This window comes from uncultured Desulfovibrio sp. (genome assembly GCF_910584445.1).
GTDB lineage: Bacteria > Desulfobacterota > Desulfovibrionia > Desulfovibrionales > Desulfovibrionaceae > Desulfovibrio.
The window spans coordinates 71,878-97,646 of record NZ_CAJUBO010000011.1 but is presented as its reverse complement, the minus strand read 5'-3'; the positions used below and the strand labels follow the sequence as shown (position 1 = coordinate 97,646).

The following is a 25,769-nucleotide window of genomic DNA, read 5'->3' as shown; positions in this document are numbered from 1 at the left end:
GGACCGGGCGCGGCAGCCATGGAAACGTGGAAAGATCGGGCGCTGGGGTCCGGGTGGCGGGTCAGCGCCGCGCGAGAGCGGCGACCCGCGCGGTCACGTCAGGGGATTGCGGGGAGGTCTGGCCGGAGCTTTGGCCGGGAGCGGTCCCGAAATCCTCGTCAGGTGGGGGCGAGAGCCAGAGTCCGTCCTCGCCCAGCGGACCCATCTGGACGCCCGCTTCATGGCGCAGCAATTCGTTGATGGCGTGCAGGCGCCGGCGCAACTGGGTGCGGAGCCGCTGAAGCTCCTGCCCCAGGCGCGGCAGGGTGTCGGGCGGCGTTGCGCTGCTGAAGCGCAGTTCCGCAAGCTGCGCCTTTTTTTCGCGGATGCGGACGCGAAGCTCATGCAGTCCGGGACGGGCCTCGCGGAGGATCTTCCTGGCCCGCTCCTGCTGGACGGCGGGCAGGCTATCCAGCCATTGGCGGACGGAACGGGTGTAGCGTTCCTCCCGTTCCGGGCTGACATCATGCATGTCCATGGCGCTGTCGCCGGTGGGCGCGGGCGCCGTTTCGGGGGCGCCGGTCCGGCCGTCGGCGGCGGGGGCGCACCGCGCGCCGGAAGACAGCGGGGGGCAGAGCAGCGCCGCCGCAAGGACAAGGAAACTGGGGAATTTGGGCATGGCGGACTCTTGGGACGTACCGGGAGGGATACGGCAAAAAGGGGGGATCAGGCGTGGACAGGAGACGGGACTGTGCCGACGGTCATTCCGCCAGTACGCGCAATGCGATGCAAAAAGTGTGCAAAAAACCTGTTAAAAAGTGACCAGAGGGACAGATGACAGGCGCGAGGGCGATGGCTATACTAAAAGCATGAACACAGAGCAAGAGGCCGCGGCCGGTTTTTCGGACGCGGGCCGCCTCAGGGACGCCTGGGTCGCCACGGCGGCTTCTCCGGCGGCACCCGAAACTTTCGCCCCAACGAGATCGCGCGTCGATGGCCGCAGGGGCATCGACGCGTCGAATTCCGGGAGGCCGGGCGCGCCCGTGCCCCTGGGGTGGATGCTCGGCAGTGCCGTGCTCATCCTGGTGCTCGCCGTGGCGCTTGTGACCTATATGTCCATCCGTCGCAGCGAGCGCGCCATGGCGGACCTGCTGGCCGAGAAAGGCTCCTCGCTCATCATGGCCTTTGAAAGCGCCCTGCGGACGGGCCTGCGGGGCGAGACGGGCGTGCGGCTCCAGGTGCTGCTGGAGGAAATGACGCGCAGCCCCGACATCGAGTTCGTGGCCGTGACCATGCCTGACGGCACCATCGTGGCCCACAGCGAACGCACGCGGCTGGGCGAGACGCTGCGCATGCAGGGCGAGGAGGTGGACGAGGACCGCATGACCGGCCTGGCCCCGGGGGACGATGTCCGCTGGACCACCATCCGCATGGAGGGGCGGCGCGTCTTTGTGGTCTATCGGAATTTTTTGCTTGGCAGGGAAAACTGGTCCAAGGATCTGCCCCCGCCCACCATTTTTCTGGGGCTTGACGTTTCGCCCTTTGAGATCACGCGCCGCCAGAACCGCAGCTATGCCATCATCCTCAGCGTGGTGGCCTTCCTGATGGGCATGGTCTGCCTTCTGGCCGTCAGCTTCGCCGAGCGCGCCAGGGAGTCGCGCCGCCGCCAGTTCCGGGCCGAGGGCGAGGTCCACCGGCTGGAGGAAGAGGTGCGCCGCAGGGAAAAGCTTGCGGCCATCGGCACCCTGGCCGCGGGCGTGGCCCACGAGATCCGCAATCCGCTGAGTTCCATCAAGGGCTTTGCCACCTATTTCCGCCAGCGCTTCGGCGATGGCAGCGAAGAGCGCGAGGCCGCCGACATCATGGTCCGTGAGGTCAACCGCCTCAACCGCGTCATCACGGACCTTCTGGGCCTTTCCCGGCCAAGCGACGTGAAGCCGCGCTCCGTATGTCTGGAGAATATCGTGGCCCATGTGCTGCGCCTTATCCGGCAAAGCGCGGGCGAACGCCACGTCGGGCTTTCCTGCCGCACGTCGCGCAGCGTGCCCAATGTGTTCGTTGACGTGGAGCGCCTGGGGCAGGCCCTGCTCAATCTCTGCCTCAACGCGCTGGACGCCATGCCCGACGGCGGCACGCTGACCATCGCCATTTCCCGCGCCAGGGAGAGCGTCTGCCTTCTCGTGCGCGACACGGGCAGCGGCATGACGCCGGAGATCATGGAGCATATCTTCGATCCGTATTTCACCACCAAGGGCAGTGGCACGGGGCTGGGCCTGCCCCTGGTCCACAAGATCATCACCGCCCATGGCGGCAGGATATCCGTCCGTTCGCGCCCGGCCGTTCCCGCAAAGGACGGGAACGGGTCCGTGGGCGGAGAAACCGTCTTCCGCATCTGGCTGCCGCTGGCGCCGGAGGAAGAGTCCGGGAGCGCCCGGCGCTGAGCCGGGTGGCCCGCAAACAGGTGAGGCTGAAGGAGGAAGCCGTGAGCAGCGCCATTCTTGTGGTCGACGATGACGACGCCCACCGCAGCATGCTGAAAACCATGCTGCGTTCCTGGGGCTTTGCCGTGGAGGAGGCCGCGGACGGCGACGAGGCGGTGGCCCTCGTGCGCGAACGGGCCTTTGACGCGGTGCTCACGGACGTCCGGATGGCGCGCATGGACGGCATCCACGCGCTCAAGGCCATGCTGGAGTACAATCCCGCCCTGCCCGTGGTGCTCATGACGGCCTTCTCCTCGGTGGAGACCGCCGTGGACGCCCTGCGCCTCGGCGCGTACGACTATCTCGTCAAACCCCTGGATTTCGACCTTTTGCGCGAGACGCTGGAACAGTGCATCGAGCGCTCGCGCCACAGCGTGGAAAACCGCGAACTGCGCCGCCAGCTCACCGAGGCCGCGGGCAGCCAGGAGATCATCGGCCGCAGCGACGCGCTCAAGCGGATGCTCGGCTTCATCGAGACCGTGGCGCCCACCGAGGCGACCGTGCTCGTCACGGGCGAGTCCGGCACGGGCAAGGAGCTGGTGGCCCGCGCCCTGCATGCGGCCAGCGCCCGCGCCGACAAGCCGCTGGTCACGGTGAACTGCGCCGCCCTGGCCGAGACCCTGCTCGAATCCGAGCTTTTCGGCCATGAAAAGGGCGCGTTCACCGGCGCGGACCGCCGCCGCGAGGGGCGCTTCGTCCAGGCCAACGGCGGCACGCTCTTTCTGGACGAGATCGGCGAGATGCCGCTCCAGCTCCAGGCCAAGCTCCTGCGCGCCCTCCAGCAGGGGGAGATCCAGCGCGTCGGCTCGGATACGCCCATTACGGTGGATGTGCGCGTCATCGCGGCCACCAACCGGGATCTGCGTCAGGAGGTGCAGGCAAAGCGCTTCCGCGAGGATCTGTATTTCCGCCTCAATGTCATTTCCCTCGAGGTGCCTCCCCTGCGGCGGCGCGGCGAGGACATCCCGCTGCTGGCGGCCTATTTCCTCCAGCGTTTCGCCGAGCGCAACCGCAAGAGCATCAAGGGCTTTTCGCCCCAGGCCCTGGACAGCCTCCTGCGCTATCCCTGGCCCGGCAACGTGCGGGAGCTGGAAAACGCGGTGGAGCGGGCCGTCATCCTCTGCAACGGCGACCTTGTGACTGGCGCGGAACTGCCCGACGATATCGCCCATGCCGCCCCCCCGGAGGAAGGCCCGGCGCAGCAGGAAGCCCTTTCGCTGGCGGGCATGGCCCTGGAGCTGGTGGAGCGCCGCGCCATCGAGGACACCATGCGCCAGACCGGCGACAACAAGAGCGAAGCCGCGCGCCGCCTCGGCATCACACGGGCGACCCTGCACAACAAGCTGCGCAAGTACGGCCTTGAGCAGGAGTAGGGCCAGACCCCGGCTATGATCTGGCAGCGCGGAATGAAACGACCAGGAAACGGTTTTCATGAGGTCTGAGTCCAGCCATGACAGGAGCACGATGAGCCGACGGGTAACTCTTGCGGATGTGAGCAGAAAGACCGGCCTTTCCCAGGCCACGGTGTCCATGATCCTTGCCCGCCGTCCCGATGTTTCCTTTGCCGAGGAGACGGTGCGCCTGGTGCGGGCCGCCGCCGAGGAACTGGGCTATACCGCCGCCACCAGGCGCAGGGCCACGCTGTTTGCCCGGCGCACGGTCATGGTGGTCTGCCCCTTTATCCGCAACTATTATTACTCCACCGTGGTGCAGGCCCTCCAGAGCGAGGCCGCGGGCATGGAATGCAATGTCCTTGTCTATACCACCTATGGCAATGCCGGCGAGGAGGCGCGCATCCTCCGGGTCATGGCCGAATCGGATGTGGGCGGCGTCATCTTCGCCATGATGCCGCAATCGCGGCCCCTGGTCCGCAAGATCGCGCGCCTGTTGCCCATCGTCATCATGGCTGACAGGGAGGGGGAGAGCGCCGCCGAGTTTGTGGAGCTGCACAACCATGCCGCCGGCAGCCTGGTGGCGCGCCATCTCGCCGCGCTGGGGCACCGGCGCATCATCTGCATCTCCACGCCGCTCTCCTCGGCCATTCCGGTGCGTGTCAAGCGTTTTGAGGGCCTGCGCGATACCTGGGCCGAAATCTGCCCCGAGGGAAAGGTCACCCTGTTCACGAGCTTTGCCAGCCAGGCCCAGGCCCGCGACAATATCCTTCTGGAGCGGCACCTGGGCAGAAAGATCACCGCCGCCGTGCTGGAGTCGGAGCCGGACTCGTTCACGGCCGTCGCGGCCGTCAACGACATGATGGCCTATGGCGCCCTGGACGCGCTCGCCGCCGCCGGATACTCCGTGCCCGGGGACTACAGCGTGTGCGGCTGCGACAATGATTTTCCCTCCGACCTCGTGGGGGTCAGCCTGACGAGCGTGGAGCACTCCATGGCCCAGAACGCGCAGGAGGCGTTCCGGCTGCTCTACCGCAGGATGTCCGGGGAGACGGACGCCACCGAGATCGCCGTGCGCCGGAACATCCAGCCGGAACTCGTCCCCAGGGCCTCCACGGCCGCCCCGCGCGCCTGAGAAATTTGGGCTTTGGTATATTTTTGGAGTGATGATTTTTTCGGATCCTTCCGGCACCAGCATCCGTCTGTCGCTCCGCTCCAGACGGAACCAGGAATATCCCTCTCCCGCAGTGGAGAACAGAGCCTAAAATTTTCAATGATCTTTCAATAAAAATTTTGCCGTCCGGCCGGGGTTTTTCTTGCCCCCGGCCGCGGCGATGGCGTATCCAGAACCAGGAACCCGGAGAACACACGCCATGGGCGCACGACAAAAAGCGACCGGCTGGAAGGTGCCCCTGCTGTTTTGCGGGGCGATTGCGGGCATGGTGGCGCTGGCCGCGGCGTGGCGCACGCCGCCCCCTCCGCCGCCCGCGCTGCCCGCGCCGCTGGTGGAACGCGCGCGGACGCTCGCCATCGACCTTGAGGCGCCGGAGGGCCGCCCCTGGAAGGAGCGCATCGTCCGGGCGGCCAGCGGGTTCGTCCCGCCCGAGGCCAAAACGGAACGTCTGGCGCGCGTGGCGGCCGAGGCGCTGGCGGCCCGCCGTCCGGATGCGGCCTGTGCGGCGGCCGTGCAGGTGCCCGACGAGGCGCGGCGGGATTCGGTATTTGCAGACATTTTCCAGGCGGCGGCGGAAGAATGCGGAACGCTGCCCTGGGGAGTTTTCGCCGTGCATGGCGTCCGCGAGCCGGAACTGGCCGCGTCGCTCGCCCGCGCGCTGGAACAGCGCTGGCAGGCCTGCGGAGGCGCCGCGGATCGCGGCGCGCAGTGACGTTCAAGATCGGGCCCATCCACCTCCCTCGGGCCCCGGCCGCCCCTTCCCCCACAGCGCGGGGGAGGGGGCGGTTTTTTCTGCCGGAAGGCCGCCGGGCTTGTAAAGACCGGCAAATGCCGGTATGATCACACTGCCGTTTTCCAGACAATGCACGGGTCGCCCGCCGGATCGGGCCGTGGTCGCCTCCGGTGCCACTGCGGGGCGGCGGCGCGGTATTTTCGCCGGTTCCGCACCGCAAGGGGCGGGGCATTCCCCGTGTGTTCCTCTCCTGACAGGTCCGCCCGCCGTCATGGACCCGGGCCGTGCCGTCACTGGTCCGGGCGCGTTGCCGGCCGCCCCTCCCGGTGGCGCCGGCTGCCGGAAGCGGAGAAAAGGAAGCGCATCCATGTATGAATGCACCGTCAGGTTCTGTTTCACGGGCTGTCAGGAGCATGTCGTCGAGCTGCTGCGCGCCGTTCCTCCCCTGCCCGGCTTTCGGCATGTGTTCGTGCGCGATGTCGCGGAGGGTCCTGATGTCATCGTGGCCGGTCCCGGCCTGGATGCCGCCGGTCTTGCCGCCCTGGCGGCCGTAGCGCAAGCCGAGCTTCTGGTGCTCGCGCCCTCTGGCGCGCCCCTGCCCGCGCCCGTGCTGGAGCGGGCCGCGGACATCTGGCGCCTGCCCATGGAGGATGCCGAACTGCGCTTCCATTTCACGCGCTGGCAGGAGCGCTTCAGGCAGGGCAAGGACCTGTGGGAGACAGGCCAGTTCCTCGAATGCACCCTGGCGACCACCCCCAATCTCATCTGGTTCAAGACCAGGGACGGCATCCACGAGAGGGTCAACGACAGCTTCTGCCGCGCCGTGGGCAAAACGCGGCAGCAGGTGCAGGGCCGGGGCCATGCCTACATCTGGGATGTGGAAACGGATGACCCGGCCTGCATCGAGTCGGAACGCATCGTCATGGAGAGCGGGGAGACGCACGTTTCCGAGGAGGCCATAAACACGGGGGCGGGCACGCGGCTGCTCACGGTCTACAAGTCCCCCCTGCGGAATGTGGACGGCACCATGATGGGCACCATGGGCATCGGCGTGGACGTGACCCAGGAACGCCTCTACCAGGAGCGGCTCCTCCAGAACAATGCCGCCCTGGAGACCATCTTCACCACCATGGACTGCGGCATCCTCTGCCATTCCCTGGATGGCGGCCGCGTCATCAGCATCAACCGGGCGGCGCTCAAGCTGCTGGACTTCGCCTCCAGCGAGGAGCTGGAGGCGGGCGGCTTCCAGATGGTGGCGAGCACCGTGGCCGAAGAGGACAAGCCCAAGCTCCGCACCGCCATCGGCCAGTTGAAGAAGGTGGGCGACAGCACCAGTTACGAGTACCGGGTCGTCCACGCGGACGGCAAGATCGTCCATGTGATGGGCAATGCCAAGCTGGTGGAGAAGGACGGCGAGATCGTCTGCCAGCGCTTCCTGCTGGACTGCACGGCGCAGAAGCTTGCCGAGGAGCGGGAGCAGAGCGAGAAGGACCGCCGCCAGAAGGAACTGGTGCGCGCCCTGAGCGTCGATTATCAGCTTGTGTGCGTGCTCGACGCGGCCACGGGCGACGGAACGGTGCTCCAGCTCATGGAAGCCCCCGACAGGGACCTGGAACGGATCTTTTCCGGCCCGCTGCCGTTTCCGGAAAAGATGGCCGCCTATCTCCGCACCTGCGTCCATCCCGATGACCGCGAGGCGTTCCGGAAGGCCTGTTCCCCCGAGGGTCTCAGGGCCGCGCTGGCGCGCCGGGAGATCGCCTATTTCAACTATCGGGCGCTCAATGGCGAGAGCATCCTGTACTACCAGCTCAAGGCCGTGCGCGTCGGCGCGCGGGACGAGTTCTCGGGCATCGTGGTGGGCCTCCAGAGCGTGGATGCGCGCATCCGCGAGGAGATGGAGCAGAAAAGCCGGCTCGCCGAAGCCCTGGAACAGGCCAAGCGGGCCAGCACGGCCAAGAGCCTCTTCCTCTCCAACATGTCCCACGACATCCGCACCCCCATGAACGCGGTGGTGGGCTATACGTCGCTGGCGCTCACCCATCTTGGCAGGGATGAGCAGGTGGAAGGCTACCTGCGGAAGATCCTCGCTTCGGGCAACCACCTCATCAGCCTCATCAATGACATCCTGGACATGAGCTATATCGAGAGCGGCAAGATCCAGCTGGAGGAAAAGCCGCAGGAGCTGCCCGTCATCCTCCGGGAGCTTTGGAACATCGTCCAGCCCACGGCCGGCGCCAGACGGCAGACCCTCACCCTGGATGTCGAGGACATGCGCGACGAGCATGTCCTGTGCGACAAGCTCCGGCTGAACCAGATCCTCCTGAACCTGCTCAGCAATTCCGTAAAATACACGGGCGAGGGGGGCACCATCCACCTGCTCGTGAAGCAGCAGGACTGCTGCGTGCCCGGCCACGCCGCCTACGAGTTCCGCATCAGCGACAACGGCATCGGCATGAGCGAGGAATTTCTCGCCCGCATCTTCGAGCCTTTCGAACGCGCCCGGTCCTCCACGGTGGCCGGCATCCAGGGCACGGGACTCGGCATGACCATCACCAAGAACATCGTGGAGATGATGCGGGGCGACATCGAGGTCCACAGCGCGCCCGGCGTGGGCACGGAATTCGTCTTCCGCGTGCTGTTCCGCCTGCCCGGGGACGCGGCCGGCCGCCTGCCCCATGCGGAAGCGTACAGGGTGCTGGTGGTGGAAGGCGACGCCCGCGCCCGCGAGGCGCTGGAGCGCCTGCTGGATGCCCACGGAGTGCGCGTCGACCTGGCCGCCACGGCGGAAGCCGCCCTTGAGCTGGCGCGCGCCGCCGGAGACGACGGGTACAGCCTGTGCCTCATCAGCCGGGAAGTTCCGGGCGGCGGCGCCGCCCTCGCCCGGCGCATCCGCGAGGCCGCCGGGGAGAGGCGGCCCCGTGTGGCGCTGCTCGCCAGCAACTGGGCGGAGGCCGCTCGGTCGGAGCCGGACATCGATGCCTGCCTGGGCAGGCCGGTTTTCTGGTCGGATGTGCGCGCGTGCCTGCTGCCTTCCGGGGCGGCGGGCGATGCGGACAGCCGGGACACCGGGAGGAGGCGTTCCGGGCATATCCTGCTGGCGGAAGACAATGCCATGAACCAGGAGATCGCCGTCGAATTCCTGACGGAAGCCGGCTACAGCGTGGATGTGGCCGCCAACGGCCGCGAAGCCGTGGAGATGCTCATGGCCTCCGCGGGCGCGCCCTATGACGTGGTGCTCATGGACGTGCAGATGCCGGTGCTGGACGGCTATGGCGCGACCCAGGCCATCCGCGCCCTGGACGACGCCGGGCTTGCCTCGGTGCCCATCATCGCCATGACGGCCAATTCCTTTGAGGAAGACAAGCAGGAGGCCCTGGCGCGCGGCATGAACGGCCACATCGCAAAGCCCATCGATTTCTCTCTTCTGTTCCAGACGCTGGACACGCTGCTGGGGTGAAACCTCAGGCCGCATCAGGGCCGGAGCGCGCCCCCTGCTCTAGGCTCAGACCTCATTAAACTCCGTTATGGTTTCTCCAGTGCGGAAAAGAGGTTTTTCCGCTGGCCGCCCGAAGCGGAGCGAAGGGCGGGGGCTGTCGCCGCAAGGATCCTAAAAAATAAGATTTTTTTGTGCTGGCAAGGAAGTGGACGATTTTTGGAGGGAGTGTACTTAAGTACATGACCGACAAAAATCGCCCAGTGACGCCGCCAGCGCAAAAAAGGCTGTTTTTGACGGATGATTGTGGCATTGCACAAGCTGCCACATCCCAAGCCAGCAGTCACATTAATAGGTCTAGGCCCTAGGGGTGGAGCCTGCGTTCCCTGCGTCCCTTCTCCAGGGCGGCGTTGCAGACCCGGTCCAGGTCCGCGGCGCATTGCTCCGGCGTGATCTTCAGCTCCAGCAGCCTGTGGATATTGGGCCAGAACACGCTGCGGAACGAGTCCTGCCGCCCCTGCCAGTTGGGGCTTTTATTGGTGAAATCGACGACATTGGGCGCATTGCGGGCAAATTCGTCGATCATGACGATGCGGTCGCGGTATTTGTCCAGGGTGCGCTTGCTGGTGGGGATATTGCCGGCGGAAAGATCGCGCCATTCATCGCGGTCATACAGAAAGACAAGGAAATCCTTGGCGGCCTGGAGCCGCGCGGGGTCCCCATTGTCGAACACGAGAAAACCGTTGGAGAATTCCGTTGCTATGTTCCCTGGATAATTGACGAAACCATAATCGTCCAGATTGGTGTAGATGGTGCGGTTGGCATTGTTGAACATATAGATCGCCAGCTGGCCGTTGGCGAAAAGCTCGCTGCAATCCTTCATTTCCAGATTCTCGGGATGGGGCGGGAACCAGCCCCGGCGCACCCCCTCCTGCAACCAGGCCAGGGCCTTGACCGTGGCCGGGTCCTGAAAGGCAAAATTGCCCCGGCTGTCGAAAATCCTGCCGCCGAAGGCGCGCAGGTAGGAGAGGATGTGCGTGTCCCCCTGGTTGTTTGCGGCAAAGACGGCCAGCGGGTAGATGCCGTGCGGCAATCTGGCGGCCAGAGTGTCGAGGATGCGCCGCCATTGGGGCAGCGTCCAGTTCTGGATCTCGCGGCCATGGCCGATATAGGACCCGAGACCGCACTGCTGGAACAGCGCCTTGTTGTAGATGAGGATATTCTGCATCTTCAGGTAGGGCAGCAGATATATCCTGCCCTCGCGCAGGCCGGGGTCCCAGTCGTGCGGCGTCATGTCCGCTTTCAGGGCCGGGCTGATCATGTCATCCAGCGGCGCCGCGCGTCCGGTATCTATATAGCTGGAAAGATTGAAAAACGCTCCAAAAAGAATGTCCGGCGCCGTTTCGGTGCCGAAGCTGTCGGTCACGGCCCTGACCTCGTCCACATAGTTGAACGTCTTGACGTCCGGCTGCACCGCCGCCTTTGCATAGTGTTCCGCGAACGCGGCCGAGGCCTGCTTCAGGAAGGCCGTGGTGTCGCGGATGTTCGGGTTGCTGAGGGTGTTCATTTCCTGCATGGGCGTCTTGATGACCAGATGCACGGGCCGGGGCGGCTGGTCGCAGGCCGGCAAAAGCGCGCCCAGAAGCAGCGCGGCCCCAAGGAACACGGGAAACAGACGTCGGGTCATGGGCGCCTCCTGTCGGCGTCGCCCGCGGGCGCGCCGGTGATCGCGGCCATTTTCCGCAAAAAGACCTTGATGTCTATGGGCTTGGTGAGGAAGTCGTCCATGCCGCTGGCGAGCGCCTTGTCCATGTCTTCCTTGAAGGTGTTGGCCGTGCAGGCATAAATGACGACCGTGGTCGCGTCCGGCCTGTCCAGCGCGCGGATGGCCGCCGCGGCCTCGCAGCCGTCCATGACCGGCATCTGCATGTCCATGAGGATGACGGCAAATTCCCCCACGGCGGACGCGCGGAAGATATCCAGCGCCGCCTGGCCGTTTTCGGCATGGACCACGGAAAAGCCCTCGTCCGTGAGCAGTTCCATGAGAAATTCCGCATTGAACTCCGCGTCTTCGGCCAGGAGGATCCTGCCCCCGCGCGCGACCGGCGCCGGAGAGGGCACGGCGCCGGAAGCGGCGTCCTGTCCGGCGGGGGGCATCCCGGGCGTCCGGGCGGCTCGCGGAGCGGGCGCGCCCGGATCCGCGATCTCGGAAGGGATGCCGACAGTGAAGGTGCTGCCGACGCCTTCTTCGCTCTCCACCTCGATGCTGCCGCCCATTGCCCGCACAAGCTCCCTGGTGATGGGCATGCCCAGGCCCGTGCCCTTGAGCGCGGCATGCTGCTGCGCCTGCGCGTCCTGGGTGAAGGGATCGAACAGCTTTTGCAGAAAGGCCCTGCTCATGCCCCTGCCCGTATCCCGGCAGCGGTAGATGGTCCGCACATGGCGCTCGTCCGTGCGTTCCTGGTGCACCGTGACCGTGATGGAGCCGCCGGAGGGCGTGAACTTGGCGGCATTGCCGATGATATTGACCAGGATCTGCTTGAGGCGCGTCGCGTCCCCCAGGACCCAGGGCACGGGCACATTCTCCTCCAGCGAGAGGAGCAGGCCGTTTTTCTCGGCATTGGCGGTCTGCATGAAAATCACGTCCGCGATCATGTCCGTTATGGAAAAACGGGCGTTGACGATGTCGATCTTGCCGGCCTGGAGCTTGGACATGTCCAGAATGTCGTTGAGCAGCGCAAGCAGATACTCGGCAAGGCTTCTGGACTTGCCGAGCCAGTCCCTGATCTGCGGCAGCCTGTCCCGCTCTTCCACATGGGAGGCGATGAGATGGTTGAGACCGATCAGGCCGTTGAGCGGCGTGCGGATCTCGTGGCTCATGTTGGACAGGAATTCGCTGCGTACGCGCACGGATTCATTTGCCATGTGCAGCCGGTTGCGGCTGAAGATGCCATAGAGCATGAACAGGGTCAGGAGCAGCACCACCAGCACGAGCAGGGACAGGCCCATGAGGGTGAAGGTGGCCTGGCGCGCCACCAGAAAGTCGTTGTTGACCATTATCAGGAAATACCAGTCCAGATGCGGGCCGGCCTGGTTGATGAACGGCACGAAATAGACCAGCTTCTTGCCGTCCCCGTCCTCCAGGTAGAGGCTGAAGTCCTCCCGCCGGGCCATCCGGCCGACGATCTCCCGCTTGGTCAGGCTGCTGGAGCGGGAGGCGGCGAGCTGGGTGAAAAAGTTCGTGTCATTACGCAGATAGATATCTCTGGTGCGCCCGACGATGTAGTTGCCGTTCATGTCGATGACGGAGCTGAAGCCATAGGCCCGGTCGTTCCTGACAAAGCTCTCGATGATCAGGTGCTCCTGGAGGAAGCTGATGTCCGTAAAGCCGATGAGGGCGGTCATGCGCAGGCCCGCCACGCTGAAATCCTCCAGCTTGATGGCGTAAAGGATGGATTCGCGCGAGATGCCCGCAAACTCGGCATTGTCGTCGAAGCGCAGGACCAGTTCTTTTCTGTCGTTGCCGGAAAACAGGTGCCTGAAGTCGAAGCGGCCGCCGATGCCGCCCTGCCCCGGCGTGTAGATGAGGAACTTGTCCGTGAAGATCCTGCCGTCCTCGGCAAGCATGAACAGGCGCTTGAAGGGGGTGGTGGAGCTTTCCAGGTTCAGCCGCGTTTCCAGCTCCCTGAGGGAATCGCCGCCCTGGGCCGCGAGCCGCTTTTCCACCCCGGAAAGTTCGTCCAGGAAAAGCTCGATGCAGGTCCTGATGGCCCGTTTGTCATGCTGGGCTATTTCATTGATATTGAACAGGATGTTCTGCTCGATGACATCGCGCAGCTTTATGGTGTAAAAAAAGATCAGCAGGGAAACGATGCCGAGAAAGAGCAGCAGGAGCTTGCTGTAGAAAATCTTGTCGTGTCGGCTCATGGAATTTTCTCCGCTCAAATTCCATGTTTCAGAAGTGATAGTACGCGGTGAGTCCCACGCGGTAAAAATCCTGCACCAGGCGGTCGCCGAAGCGCTTCCAGACGTCGCTGTCCCAGTTGACGCGCAGCCAGTCGGCATCCAGGATCAGGGTCAGGTTCTCGTACAGCTGGAGCCGTGTCTCAAGATCCACCTCCAGGGCCTCGTCCTTTCTGGTGAGGTAGCCCCCCGGCGATGCGTCCGTGAAAAACGGATCGGCCGTCACCATGGCCGGATCGTTGCTGCCGCGCACATAGCCGACGCGCACGGTATGCCTGAGGTCCTCCGGGAAGGTGATGTCCTTCAGGAAGCCCACCAGGCCCCAGGTGCCGATCATGGTGCCGTTGGGGCTGATGATCTGCGCGCCGCCGTCCGGGCAGAAGGGCGCGCCGTCATAGGCGAGATTGAGCACTTTCCAGTCCCGGTTGGCGCTCTTGCCCACGGGCATGCGCTCCGAGCCGTTCCGGGGGTCGCCGTCATCGCCGGAGGAATACCAGCCCAGAAGCCCCGGCGTCATGCGGTCCTGCCGGTATTCCGCAAGAAATGCCCCGTACCAGCCGGCGCGGCGCATGGCGAAACTCCTGCCGCGGGTCGTGAGCGAGCCGAAGTCCGCGCTGCCGAAGGCGACTTCGCCGGCGAGGCGCCAGCGGGCGACCGGGTTCGCGTCGCCGCCAATGCCGCCCCACCAGGCCGTGCCCCAGGGGGCGAGCTGGCGGGACGCGCGCGGGTCGGCCAGCAGGCGCGTGCCGCCAACGGGCGTGAGGTTGGCGGCCACCGTGCGCAGGGAGCTTTTATAGGGCGCAAGCGACCAGCCGGAGCCGGATCTGGCGCGGGACCCGAAGGAATTGACCCCGGCCTCGGCAAACATGGCATAGGGCGTCACGCGGAAAGCGTCGCCGCGCGCCGGCAGCGACAGCCCGAAAAAGTCCATCTCGTTGAAGCCGGGAAGGCCCTCGCGCCCCGGGTCCTCATTGGATGCCGATGCGCGCACCCAGAAGGCCGTCACGTCCAGACGCTTGTGGAGTTCCTGCGAGACCACGATGGCGGCGGCATCCTCGGAAAACAGCGGCGAACCGTTGACAAAGGAGGGCATGTTCACCGGCTGGAGTCCCATGCGGACGGAGGTGCCGCTGCCGGGAACGCGCCAGTCAAGCCAGGCGTGGCGCAGCTTCGTCAGGGCCGCGTCAGCGCCCAGCGCGCCGCCGCTCGATGCCTGCCCCCAGTTGGTCTTGCCCATTTCCAGCTGTATCTGGCCGTCCAGGGAGGGCGACGTCACAAAGCCGAACTGGGTACGCAGGCGTTGCACGGCCTGAAAATGGTCGCGCACGTCCGCGCGCTTCTGGCCGTAGACGTTCCCCGCGTTCAGGCCGAACATCCAGTGCCCCAGGGCGGTGAACTCCGCGGCCATCGTCGCGGCCGGCGCCAGCAGGCCGGAAAGCAGGCAGAAAAGGACCATGACCGGACAGCCGCGCCCCAAAAGGGAGCGCCCGGCTGCCGGGCGGTTGCGCGGAGACGACATGGCGGCAACTCCGGGCAAAACTTCGCCGCCGCGGAGCCGGAGGCGCCGCGGGCGTTGGCAGCAAACAGCAGGATTCACAAAGCATTGTCAGCATACTCCACGGCCCCCCGGATGGCAATCGCCGGAACGGGCGCGGAGGCGGAAGGGGATGGCATCGGGCGCCGCGGGGCATTCGGGTCCGCATGTGCCGTGCAGGTATGGGATGCGCGCGCCGCGCGCCCGGAACCTGATGCGTGTCGGGAATGGTGTCGGGGAGATACGGGGGATGCAAGCCGGGCTTGCATCCCCTGAATCCCTGGTGGGCAGTACAGGACTTGAACCTGTGGCCCTCGCCTTGTAAGGGGTCAAATAACACAGAATAACTATGTGATATTATAGGGTGTTTTTGTGTGCAGTATGTCCAAAAATATGTCCAAAACACCCTTAAAATACCAGTTTTGTGTATGACTCGCGTTACTCAAACTGTCCGCTCCTGACGAGTCATAAATCCAAACACTTCATACAGTACGTCTGGGGATAGTAACCAACATGTTTATGATAATCTAAGGTAAACAGTGAACAACTTTTTCGACTGCAAATCATCAAAAACAAGATAAAATGTTCAAAAAGATAAAACTATTTTGGATTAGTAATGGTAAGGTAAGGTAAGTACGATATATATACTATATATTGGTAGAGATATATGTATAGTAGTAGGGTGAATGAAAAAAATTACTTAATAGAAATCCTTGGTCTGAAATTGAAGAGTTTGGCAAACTTGTTCATCATAAGTTCGTGCAGTAGTGCTTTATGTTCCTTGGCAACGATGAAACTATCATGGATACAAAGACAGCAAATATCTTCTTCTGCCAAGGATAGCATGATTTGTTCGGCTATCGAGCTATCAAGATATTGAAGCCGTACTCCGTAACCTGTACAGAAGTATTTCTTGATCGGGCTATGAGCTTGTTTCAAGTTCTCAAGAATCGTTTTTGGGCCAGGTGGAACAAAGCCCATCTTTTCAGTTAACTGAGTGATTTCCTCACGAATTGCCTGCATTGCCGAAGTTTCATTCCTGGCATTGATGGCAATGTTGACAGCCTTCTTGATGATAGGTCGGAAGCAGCTATCTATGCCAGCCAAAGTATATAAATCACCTGCTGGAGGAACCATGTTCTCAAGTCCATAGAGCATACTCAAATGCAGGCAGGAATAATCAAGTTCGACTGTCTGTTTGCCATCTATGGTTATATTTTTCCTGATTTCCGATTTTATCATCTGGCTCCAGTGAAAATAGAATCTCCCTCCCTGTTTGAAATCGGAGTTATTGAAAATTCTGACGTATTTCTTTGTTTGTTCATTAATGTGGCAATTTAGCATAAAGTCAGCATATTCTTCCCAAGGAACATCCGCTGAAATCAAATGTCTATCCAGACATTTATTAATTCTATTTACATTCCTGATGATTGTTTTGACTTCGAGGGTATCCATGTCAAAGTCTATGTCCTGTTTATCCTCATCTCGGAGAATGACAGGTGGATTTCTTCTAAGTATAACCCCAGCTTTGCTGCGGTATTTTCTGAACAGCCTCAGCAGTTTTTGGGTGGCCCGGATTCTGGACTCCCGCGAATAATGAGAAAACTTGATTCCCTTGTGATACTCGACATAGCCATGCTCGATAAGAAAATCAGTAACGAGAATGACGTACTTGTACCGAAGATATATTTTATCAAAGCGCTTTGACACTCGATATGAATTTTTATTCCTGCTGAACGAGATAAAAAGCTTGTTATCTTGTTTATGGGCTACAAAAATGTCTGTTAAAAAGACTTTTAAATGATTTTTTACCCTATTTTGGTCGAATTTGCCACCAATATTCTTCATAATTTTTGAAAATAGAAAGTCTGCGGACTTAACTATTTCCGGTTTATTCGACCATATCCAAATATCAAGCTCACGAGAATAATCGAGCTTGTTTTTCATATATACCTCACTTAAAAGGCCAGTCTGCATATGATTGCAGACTGGCCGATGTTTAACGAAAAATTTGCTCAGAAAGGATAAAAAGAGATATTAACTATAGAAAAGAAGTAGTGAAATTAAATTTACCACCTATTCTCCAAACATAGTTTGAAGAACTGAAATGACTTCATGCCATTTATCCTGCTGCAAGGATTCAATTCGCTTGATAAGTCGAATTTTGTCCAATGCCCGTATTTGGTCAAGAGCTATCTGCCCCGGAACATCACTCACGACAGTATTTACCCGAAAGGGATAAGGCCGGATGGTAGAAGTGAGAGGGGCGACCAGCACAGTAGCCAAATGCCGATTTAGCTCATCGGGAGACACAACAACGACTGGACGCGTTTTTTTAATTTCGTGCCCTATTGTCGGGTCGAGATTGGCCCACCATATCTCAAAGCGGCTTATGGTTTTTGGGGCCATGTCCACTCCGAAGTGTCAAACGCTGATTCTACCTGATTAAATTCCCGAAATTCACGCGTATCCGAGTCTGTGTGGGAGGAGGAAGCAAGCAGCGCATCTTCCCACCCGGCACGTTCATTATTGATTGGGGAGAGCAGGATGCCTGCATCCGTAATGGTCAGGCGTACAGTGTCTCCAAAACCGCATTGAGCTATCAGCGCCTTTGGCAGCCGGATTCCGCGCGAATTGCCGATGGGGACAAGTGGAATATCCATAATTCACCTCGTACTCACAACGTAATTATTTTTTAGACTTGTGTCAATTTCTCAGCCGCAAGGGTGCAAATGAATCATGGATTGACGCAAATCCGGTGAGCTTTTTTGAGAACCAGGAAGCAGTTTTCTATCGTATCCTGTCCATCCCCAATTACTGTTCGTAGGATTAGCAAATATGTATCTCTATATCACCTAATAAATCAAGAGATGCCGTTGCGCTGATAACTTCATCACAGTGTTTGATAAGCTCAGGGATTTTTTCTTGTGTTGTTTGCCAAACGATTGCCCAATCAATATCCCCATCCTGTATTTCAGTGAGATAGCGTTTCATGCCTTGCATGGCTGAAAAAGGTATTTCAGGATATTTCATACAAAACTCCATATGCTTGTTAAAAAGAATTTCAGAAACTGAAGCTATAATCAGGAATCTCCGTGCGACCGCATCCCGAATTATCCATGACTTAGGCGCCAGAAATGAAGAGAAATTTTCCTTGTCCGTGATTTCTTCAATCTTCTTCGCGCTCTCCAAGAGCTTGTAAATGTATTTTTTGGTTGACTTACTCATTAAATGCGTCCTTTCTCGGAAATTGATTATAATTTTTTTCATAAAACAATGATGATTCACGATTTGAACTGATTAAATCCACATCAAGAAGAAAGATATTTTCCAATTCTTCCTTAAGCCTTCCAATATCAAAAAGTGTTGCGCTCGAATCAGCATCAAAATAGAAGTCGATGTCACTGGCGTCCGTATCTTCATACTGTCCAACGGAACCCGTAACGCGGAAGTTGGAAAACATGGGATAGCGGGAAAAAACCAGTGCGAGCACGTCCATATTCATCTTCAAAACGCTAGATGGTTTCATGGGAAACCTCCCTTTCTTTCTCTGGGGCTTCCGCAACGGGCTTGATGGTCAGCGTGATTTTCCTGTCGCCAATGTGGGGATAGGCAAGACAGGTCTTACCGAGAAATTCCTTCTCGGCGAGCAGGCCTGAAACATTCAGTGTTCCGTATTCATCAATCTGGATAGGCTTACGGGTTAGCCTGGGGCGAAGGATCATCCCTGCAAAGGGCACGGTTTTGATGCCCATTTCCGCCATCACATCAAAAACAAGGCATTGCAGAGGCCGCTTCCTCCACCCTGGGAGTTTGGCCCTGAGTTCCTTGAAATCAATGGAATCACGGATACCCTGGCGAATAATAGTTTTAGCTTCTGAATAATTAATTAAGGCTCATGACTAGCTGAGAGGATTTTCTCTGAGCAGTTTTAAGACCAGAAGGTAAATGTCCTCTTGCCTATGGTTAAACCGAAACTCACATTCTTTCAAATGGAGATAAAAAGTTTGCTTTTGAAGACCTCTAAAACGGACCAGTCGAGTTTTGGCAAAGCTCCAAAAACTTTCTATTCCGTTGATATGTGAGTGATTATTGGCAAATTCGTTATGCGAATGTTGGACGCGGAAATGTTTTTGATAGCCCAAATCAACGAGTCCGTCATAACCTCGCCAGCCATCGGAATGAATGACGCTTTCAAGGTCTACACGGCCACGTATGATGCCCTGGAGGGTGGCTCTGGAGCAATCAGGAACGATTTCCGTATAGACATTATCCTTGCGTTTGAACAGACCAAAAACAATGTTTTTTCCGCGTGCTCCACGACCTCTGACTCCTCTGACCCGGCGAGCGACGAAGTAGCTTTCATCAACTTCGACTTCCCCTTTGACGGGAGACTCCGCCTCGCAATAACGGGCAATTCTTTCCCGGAAAGCAGTCACTACCGGTTGATGGTGTTTCGGTTAACACCGGACAATTTCGCAATCTGTGAAGCTGTCAAATCAACGGAAAAAAGCTTCACAAGTTGCCGAATTTTTGCCTCAGAAATTCTTGAACGATATGCGTACTTGTTTTTCATTGTCATGACTGGCTGGATAACCTTTTTAGCCCATCTCAGCTAGTCAAGAGCCAAAAAATTAATTGCCCATCTTTCGATGGCTCATTATATAGTTAGGTCTTTTTTCAATTCCATATTTACAAACACTACGCAATAAATACATATACATTTTATTAATGTAATCCTAAATATGTGCTTTATACCTCTTGCAATAATTATACCAAGGTAACGTGCAAAGGGGTTGCACCGACATAAAACACCAAAGAAAGAAAGCAATGCGGAGTAAGAATCAAACGGCAAGAGGACTGTAGCAAGCCAGTTAATGAAAATATAATAAATACACTAGGTTAGTTGAGCTGTGCTACCTTCAGCCCACTCACTTTACAAAAACTGATAGCTATGATATAAAATGGCGTCCTTAAGCCCGTAATCTCCCCTCGGCAGTATGTACGAAAAACTCCTTAAAAATATTATTAATGCCTATAAGGATGAGTCACAGAATCATCCGTGGATAATAGGTTTTTCTGGAGGGAAAGATAGTTCACTTGTTTCTCACTTGGTTTTTGACGCTATCACACGAGTTTCTCCTCAAAAACGTGTTCGTAACATTTATTTCGTTTCAAACGACACACTGGTTGAAAGTCCGTTTGTCAAGCGACAAGTTCAAGAACAATTCAGTCTAATTCAAAATGCAGCGAAATGTTTTTCATTGCCTATTACCATATCCTATACAAAGCCACTATTAGAACACACTTTCTGGGTACTTCTTATTGGAAAAGGTTATCCCTGTCCAAATCAAAAAATGAGATGGTGTACAGATAGATTAAAAATTAAACCTACCTCCAAATTTATTTTAGAAAATATATCGCGATTTGGATCATCTATTATCGTTTTGGGAGTTCGAAAGGATGAAAGTCAGAGCCGTAAAAAACGAATAGAAAAGTATGCAAACCTTGACAATTCCTACTTGACGCCTCATTCCAGCCTCAATGGCGCCTTTATTTATCGCCCTATTGTTGAGTTAACTACTAGAGATGTCTGGCACATTCTCGGTCAGTACGACCCCCCCTGGGGAGGAACTCATGAGAAGTTAATCCAGATGTATAGAGATGCTGATGGTGGCGAATGCCCTATGGCCCTTAGCAAAGAAGATTCAACGGGATGTGGGTCTAGTAGATTTGGTTGCTGGGTATGTACAGTAGTGAATAAAGATAAAAGCCTTCAGGGGTTTGTGGATTCCGGGCAAAAAAAATATCAGTCTCTAATCAACTTTCGCGATTGGTTGCAAGCCATTCGCAATAATCCTAATTTTCGACAAGCACGTAGGAGAAATGGCAAATTAGAATTCCTTGCATCTGGCGAAATTATAGGTGGCCCTTTCACATTAAATGCACGGAAAGAAATTTTGCAAAGACTGCTTGTTGTTCAAGATGAAACGCAGGAATTGCTAATCTCTTCTGAGGAAATTCGGCTCATAAAAGAATTATGGGCTACAGAAATATCAGATAAATACCTACGAGGTAGTCATGCGTAACTTCGAACTAAAGGACTTACCACTTTGGAGTGACTCCAAGTCCAAGGAACTTTTTGAAAAAATGTGTGAAGAGGAAGGAATACCTCCCCAACAAATAACAGAGCTAGTATCAAAAATTCGTGAATATCAGCATATGGATAGGGCGCGTGGTATTTATGATGAGTTTGATAGCATCTTGAATCAAGGGAGCAACCAATGAGAATAGCTACACTCGAACTCATGAATTTTAAGTCCTATCGGAGTCAAAGGTTCGACTTCCCTCCTCCACGCAATAATAGAAATTTAATACTTATTGGTGGATTGAATGGCTATGGAAAGACATCATTTTTAGAAGCAGTTTATCTTTGTTTATATGGTTCTGAATCTATGCGGTATTTGGGACGTGCAGGTCTAAAAATTGACAGAAATGAAACCTATAGTAAATTTTTATCAAAGTCATTCAATTTTAATGCGGATACAGATAGCCCTATGCAGCTTTCAATAGAGTTTGTTGACGATGACTATGAAGGTTATAGTATTACAAGGTCATGGTTCTTTGATAGGAATAGAAAGTGGAACGGTGATGAAGAAACTCGCTTATATAAAGTAGAAAATGGCACGAAAAAAGTAATTCCATCAGACCAACTTCCACAAATATTGGATGAAAATTTTGTCATTCCAAATCTTGCACCATTCTTCTTCTTTGATGGTGAGGAGGTAAAATCTCTTGCGTCAAAGGATAGGGTGGAACAGGTAAAATTAGCAATAGATAATTTTTTAGGTATTGTAACACTAAAAGAGTTACAAAACCGTCTACGTGACTATCAATATCATAGGAGGCGTGAAATTTCGCAGGTTGATGAAACGCATCTATCAAACCTCGTTGGAAAAATTCAAAGTTTGGAAAAAAATATATCCGAACTTGAATCACAAAAGAAAGAACTAGAAGAGCAAAAAGAAGTTATTGACCAAGAGTATCAGAAAATTCAAGAACGGATGCTAACTATTGGTGGAACGGATGGTAGCATTACGTCTATCAAAAACTTAGCTACAGAAATAAATGATCATCAACAAAAGCTTCAAAAGGCAAGAGAAGACTTAATTGAACTCATTAGTTCTAAGCTATCAATCCATTTAATTTCTCGTAAAACTGTCACTGATTTTCTTGACCAAGTAAGCAAGGAACAAGTTACGCGTAGGTGGCATCAGGACTGCATCGCCCTTAAGCCACAACGTGAAAAATTCTTGCAATCTTTTTTCTCTCATGATTCATATTCTCCACCCCTTTCAGATAATCAAAAGTCCCAATTAAGTGACGCAATTAATAGCGCTTGGGAATCACTATTTTCACCCCCGCCTGCGAATTGTACTGAAAAATGCATTCATAACTACTTAAGTGATGAATGCCTAAACCAAATTCATTCAATGTACAATAATTCATACATCACTATAAACGAGATTCACTCGCGATTTTTAGATGTCGAGGTAATTGCCAAGAGGCTTGAAGCATGGCATAAACAGATGGCAAAACTAGAAGGACTAGACCATTCAGGTGAACTTGTTGAGCGTATTAAAAGACAGATGGATGAAATTAAAGTCAAAAGTGAAGACTGTATAACTAATTTAGATAGAACAAGGAATAAGTTGACATCGGATAATGCAGAGCTGGAAAATATAAAAACAGAGTTTGCCCGTGAAAATAAACGTTTTCTAGATAATGCACCGACTAACTACTTGTTACATACAGCCGACAAAATATCTAATTTCATCGGCAGATTGATTGATGAACTATATAAACTAAAGATTAATCAAATTAGTGAAGAAATTACGCACGTATTTAAAGAGTTATCTCATAAGCATCAGATTGATAGAATTTCACTTGAAAGTGACGCAACTGCAAGGATATGGGCGAAAGATGGTCAAGAACTTGATTTTGATAAATCTGCTGGGGAATCACAACTTTTTGCCACAGCGCTACTATCAGCCCTTGCAAGCATTTCAGGTGCTGATGCCCCTCTCATAGTAGATACGCCACTTGGGAGGCTTGATAGCCTCCACAGGAAAAATATTTTAAATTTTTGGACTCAGGACCATAGCCGTCAGGTGATACTACTTAGCCAAGATGAAGAGATTGACGTTGAACAGTATCAAAAATTAAAGCCTCATATACTAAAAGCCTATACATTAAAGCATATTGATATGGGAACAGGCGCTGGTCAAACAACTGCACACCCTGGATACTTTGGAGATAGCAATGATGAAGCTTAATATTAATGATCTGTTTTCTACCAACTTTTCTGTAAGCGCGGAAGGCGCTGGCCTTATGAAGGAGTTACGTCGAAATTTGGGATTTGAAAGTAACTACGAAGTAGCAAGACTTGCGATTGGATTATCTATGGGACAGAAAAATTACCCTGATAACCACCGCTCTGGTAGTGCAGGGTCAATTCGAGGTAATATATTATTTGATAAACATGATTACCCTTTATGGGTGGGGATATTATTGACAAATTATATTAATCATCATCCAGAAGAGATTGATAATATCTCTATGCCAATGCTTCAAGCAGTAGTAAAAGCGCACTGGGATAATGGACTCTTTCTTCTTCATGACATATGGGAACAATCGAATCAAAATCAACATAGATTTTGGGAGATAATTTTAGGTAAATATGTTGACCTACCAAATACAGATCAATATATTCATCCCCATTTAGACAATTCTACAATGCGTCCTTCCTCTGGGGCTATCAAGTTAGTAATTGGTAATATGCTAAGAAATTCTGAAGAAGGGGAAATTTTTTCGCATGAACTTAATGGGTCAGGTTATTCCCCTCATATTGCTATTATGGGACAGGCAGGTTCTGGAAAAACACGCGTCATGCGGCATATATTAAATCAAATTAGACGCCAAGCAGAATGTTCAGTTATCTTACTAGACTTAGGTAAAGGAGACTTGGGCAATAATACAGACCTCATTAACTCACTTGGGGCCACCGTTATTTCAGTACCTGAAGAACCTATTCCATTAGATATGTTTTATATCGACAACCTTAGCGATAATAACGAAACAACTGCTGCAATGGAGAATTTCCGCGACGCTTTTGTTCAAGTGGCAGGGAAACTTGGCCCAAAGCAAACTGATAATATTCGTGAAGCATTATTACCCTTTTTTCGCACTCACAATCATGCATCATTTCAGCAAATACGTGAGGCTTTAGAGGCATTTTATTTAGATAATGGCCTTAGTAAAGATAGTGTCATTTCCACCATTAATAGCTTAACCTTACGAGATTTATTTCACCCTCAATATTCCCCTTCTGTTTTTTTTCAAAAAAGTTGGATCATAACTTTTGCAAATGCACGCGCTGATGTAAAAATATTTACTGTATGTCTATTATTATCTGCCCTCGACTACTATCTTAAACGCCAGAAAGAAGCACCGCTTGATGATAATGAATATCGAGGATTACGCTTAGTACTAGCTATTGATGAGGCACGTGAACTTCTATCCATGAATCATTCCGGATTAGCTAATAATATTCGGCTACACCGTTCAAAGGGACTTTCAGTAATTCTTGTTTCACAAAGTCCCGATGATTATGATGGAAGAAAAGATGACTATTTAGAGAATATAGGTTTACCACTTTGCCTTAAGACTAATGCGGCAAGCCCACGAAGTCTTAAGAATATGTTTAAGGGAGATGTTAATTTTTCAGCCCTGCGTCCAGGCACTTGTTATACTGTTGACGTTAAGGCAAGCCGGCCAGTCCTACTAAAATTGCAATTCGACAGCGACGACTAAAATAAATAAGTTGAAAATATAAACCCCGGAATCCTCTGGGGTCTTTTTTCTCCTACATAAACCCATGCAAAGTCCGCATGAGATTCCTCAACTTCAATGGCTCCTGTTTGCACGTTTCAAGCATGGCTTTCTGTTCTTCGTACTGTTCCACGGTAATCTTGTCCGTGGAGCAGCCATATTCCTTGCGGAGATAGGCCCGATAGCAGGGTGTGAGTTCCGATAGTCCAAGGTCGGCAAGCAGTTGGCTCAGGGGAACATGGTCAGCGGGGGCTGCTTTTTTGCCCGCAGTGGGGCCGGGCTTCACTCCCGCATCCTTCACTCCTCTTCCCGGGCCTTTGGTTTTTCTTCCAGAGGCGGCATTGCCGTCATCATCCTCCTCGGAAACGATTCCGAGCATGGCGGAAGCACGAGAAGTCTTCCTGCACCTCGTGCGCTCCCTGCGAGCCGCAACATGCACTGACAGGCTTCGCGCGCTCCAGCAGCGTATGTCCGTCATGTGCCTCAAACTTGCCTTGACCCTCGCGCTCGTGAACCGCGAGGCAAGCATCACCAGGCAGACGATGGAAGAAGCCTGCACCATCATCGACTATTCGCGGAAAACCATTGCCGAGTTGTTCGGAGCCAGTGAAGAGGAGTCTCCCGAACAGGTCATTCTGCACTACCTCCAGGAGCATGGCCGTACCCAGCGGACACCGCTCATGCAGGCGCTTTCCAGCCGTCTGCCCCGAAACGTCATTGAAACAGCGTTGACCTCTCTCATCAACCATAGCCGGGTGACAAAGACTGTCCAGACCATCGCGCGTGGTCGCCGCCCGGAATTCTTCGAATTGGCCCAGGCCTCGACAGCGGCCTAAGCATTGCCTCTCTGCGCCGACAGGGGATCTTCCTGTCGGCGCCTATTTCGTGGAGCCTCAGGCAATTTCAGGCGAATCCCATTTACATCGTCTAACGGCATATTGTCCTGCCACCAAGCCCGCGCTCCTGGGCGCGGGAATCAAGGACAATCCCGATGCGGGCTTTCTTGGAGGCTTCTTCAATCACGCGCGAAAGCGCAAGCGACAGGGCATCCGTCGAAAATCAGGTCACCAGGACAGAACACTCAATCCAACCCCTCCTGCTCACGCGCACACAAATCGGTCTCGCGTTGAACATGAGCGAGAGCAACGCCAGAAAAACGCTCGAAGCGCATGGCATCATGCCCATTAACCT

21 protein-coding genes and 1 pseudogene are annotated in these 25,769 nt (G+C 55.4%); 10 read left to right on the top strand and 12 right to left on the bottom strand.

What is annotated here, in order from left to right; all coding sequences use genetic code 11:
- Positions 1–61: 61 nt before the first annotated feature.
- Positions 62–658, bottom strand: a complete 597-nt coding sequence (locus QZ294_RS06930; RefSeq protein WP_297048314.1) for a hypothetical protein — start codon at positions 656–658, stop codon at positions 62–64.
- A gap of 190 nt (positions 659–848) precedes the next feature.
- Between QZ294_RS06930 and zraS the strand changes: the two genes are divergently transcribed.
- From zraS to QZ294_RS06905, 5 genes are all read left to right on the top strand, one after another.
- On the top strand, positions 849–2,420 hold the full coding sequence (zraS, locus tag QZ294_RS06925; protein WP_297048312.1) for a two-component system sensor histidine kinase ZraS: 1,572 nt from the start codon (positions 849–851) through the stop codon (positions 2,418–2,420).
- A 41-nt stretch (positions 2,421–2,461) separates the two neighbouring features.
- A complete protein-coding gene (locus QZ294_RS06920) occupies positions 2,462–3,832 on the top strand; it encodes a sigma-54 dependent transcriptional regulator (protein ID WP_297048310.1) in 1,371 nt (456 codons plus the stop codon).
- Positions 3,833–3,923: 91 nt separating this feature from the next.
- Entirely contained in the window at positions 3,924–4,985 is a 1,062-nt protein-coding gene (locus tag QZ294_RS06915) for a LacI family DNA-binding transcriptional regulator (RefSeq protein ID WP_297048308.1), read from the top strand.
- 238 nt (positions 4,986–5,223) lie between these two features.
- Positions 5,224–5,736, top strand: a complete 513-nt coding sequence (locus tag QZ294_RS06910; RefSeq protein ID WP_297048306.1) for a GTP cyclohydrolase — start codon at positions 5,224–5,226, stop codon at positions 5,734–5,736.
- A gap of 388 nt (positions 5,737–6,124) precedes the next feature.
- On the top strand, positions 6,125–9,214 hold the full coding sequence (locus QZ294_RS06905; RefSeq protein ID WP_297048304.1) for a response regulator: 3,090 nt from the start codon (positions 6,125–6,127) through the stop codon (positions 9,212–9,214).
- Positions 9,215–9,554: 340 nt separating this feature from the next.
- On the opposite strand, the gene QZ294_RS06900 is transcribed toward QZ294_RS06905, so the two are convergent.
- From QZ294_RS06900 to QZ294_RS06855, 10 genes and pseudogenes are all read right to left on the bottom strand, one after another.
- Positions 9,555–10,877 (bottom strand): extracellular solute-binding protein, encoded by a 1,323-nt coding sequence (locus QZ294_RS06900; RefSeq protein ID WP_297048302.1) that lies wholly within the window; start codon positions 10,875–10,877, stop codon positions 9,555–9,557.
- Complete coding sequence (locus QZ294_RS06895; protein WP_297048300.1) at positions 10,874–13,117, bottom strand: ATP-binding protein; 2,244 nt, start codon at positions 13,115–13,117, stop codon at positions 10,874–10,876. The genes QZ294_RS06900 and QZ294_RS06895 overlap by 4 nt, the downstream gene beginning before the upstream one ends.
- A 28-nt stretch (positions 13,118–13,145) precedes the next feature.
- Complete coding sequence (locus QZ294_RS06890) at positions 13,146–14,672, bottom strand: outer membrane homotrimeric porin (RefSeq protein ID WP_297048299.1); 1,527 nt, start codon at positions 14,670–14,672, stop codon at positions 13,146–13,148.
- Between the two features lie 711 nt (positions 14,673–15,383).
- The gene (locus tag QZ294_RS06885; protein ID WP_297048298.1) at positions 15,384–16,634 is read right to left on the bottom strand and encodes a hypothetical protein; all 1,251 of its coding nucleotides are present in this window, start codon (positions 16,632–16,634) and stop codon (positions 15,384–15,386) included.
- 129 nt (positions 16,635–16,763) lie between these two features.
- Positions 16,764–17,096 carry a type II toxin-antitoxin system PemK/MazF family toxin gene (locus tag QZ294_RS06880; RefSeq protein WP_297048296.1) on the bottom strand — a complete coding sequence of 111 codons (333 nt, stop codon included), beginning with the start codon at positions 17,094–17,096 and terminating at the stop codon, positions 16,764–16,766.
- Entirely contained in the window at positions 17,078–17,350 is a 273-nt protein-coding gene (locus QZ294_RS06875) for an AbrB/MazE/SpoVT family DNA-binding domain-containing protein (protein WP_297048294.1), read from the bottom strand. The genes QZ294_RS06880 and QZ294_RS06875 overlap by 19 nt, the downstream gene beginning before the upstream one ends.
- 166 nt (positions 17,351–17,516) lie before the next feature.
- Positions 17,517–17,915, bottom strand: a complete 399-nt coding sequence (locus QZ294_RS06870; protein WP_297048292.1) for a HepT-like ribonuclease domain-containing protein — start codon at positions 17,913–17,915, stop codon at positions 17,517–17,519.
- Positions 17,908–18,216, bottom strand: coding sequence for a hypothetical protein (locus QZ294_RS06865; protein WP_297048291.1), 309 nt, complete (start codon positions 18,214–18,216; stop codon positions 17,908–17,910). Before QZ294_RS06865 ends, QZ294_RS06870 begins: the two co-directional genes overlap by 8 nt.
- A complete protein-coding gene (locus tag QZ294_RS06860; protein WP_297048290.1) occupies positions 18,203–18,442 on the bottom strand; it encodes a hypothetical protein in 240 nt (79 codons plus the stop codon). The genes QZ294_RS06865 and QZ294_RS06860 overlap by 14 nt, the downstream gene beginning before the upstream one ends.
- 147 nt (positions 18,443–18,589) lie before the next feature.
- Positions 18,590–19,269: pseudogene (locus tag QZ294_RS06855) on the bottom strand (IS1595 family transposase).
- Between the two features lie 418 nt (positions 19,270–19,687).
- On the opposite strand from QZ294_RS06855, the gene dndC reads away from it, so the two are divergent.
- Genes dndC through QZ294_RS06835 form a run of 4 tightly spaced genes read left to right on the top strand, consistent with a single transcriptional unit; the run spans position 19,688 to position 24,560 of the window.
- Entirely contained in the window at positions 19,688–20,776 is a 1,089-nt protein-coding gene (gene dndC / locus QZ294_RS06850) for a DNA phosphorothioation system sulfurtransferase DndC (protein ID WP_297048288.1), read from the top strand.
- Positions 20,769–20,975, top strand: a complete 207-nt coding sequence (locus QZ294_RS06845) for a DNA modification system-associated small protein (protein ID WP_297048286.1) — start codon at positions 20,769–20,771, stop codon at positions 20,973–20,975. Before dndC ends, QZ294_RS06845 begins: the two co-directional genes overlap by 8 nt.
- On the top strand, positions 20,972–23,023 hold the full coding sequence (gene dndD / locus QZ294_RS06840; protein WP_297048285.1) for a DNA sulfur modification protein DndD: 2,052 nt from the start codon (positions 20,972–20,974) through the stop codon (positions 23,021–23,023). Before QZ294_RS06845 ends, dndD begins: the two co-directional genes overlap by 4 nt.
- Positions 23,010–24,560 (top strand): type IV secretion system DNA-binding domain-containing protein, encoded by a 1,551-nt coding sequence (locus tag QZ294_RS06835; RefSeq protein WP_297048283.1) that lies wholly within the window; start codon positions 23,010–23,012, stop codon positions 24,558–24,560. The genes dndD and QZ294_RS06835 overlap by 14 nt, the downstream gene beginning before the upstream one ends.
- Before the next feature lie 52 nt (positions 24,561–24,612).
- Here QZ294_RS06835 and QZ294_RS06830 read toward each other — a convergent pair whose 3' ends face one another.
- Positions 24,613–24,957, bottom strand: a complete 345-nt coding sequence (locus QZ294_RS06830) for a hypothetical protein (RefSeq protein ID WP_297048281.1) — start codon at positions 24,955–24,957, stop codon at positions 24,613–24,615.
- Here QZ294_RS06830 and QZ294_RS06825 point away from each other — a divergent pair.
- A complete protein-coding gene (locus QZ294_RS06825) occupies positions 24,956–25,414 on the top strand; it encodes a hypothetical protein (protein ID WP_297048279.1) in 459 nt (152 codons plus the stop codon). The two genes, QZ294_RS06830 and QZ294_RS06825, sit on opposite strands and share 2 nt — an antisense overlap.
- The last annotated feature ends 355 nt before the right edge of the window (positions 25,415–25,769 follow it).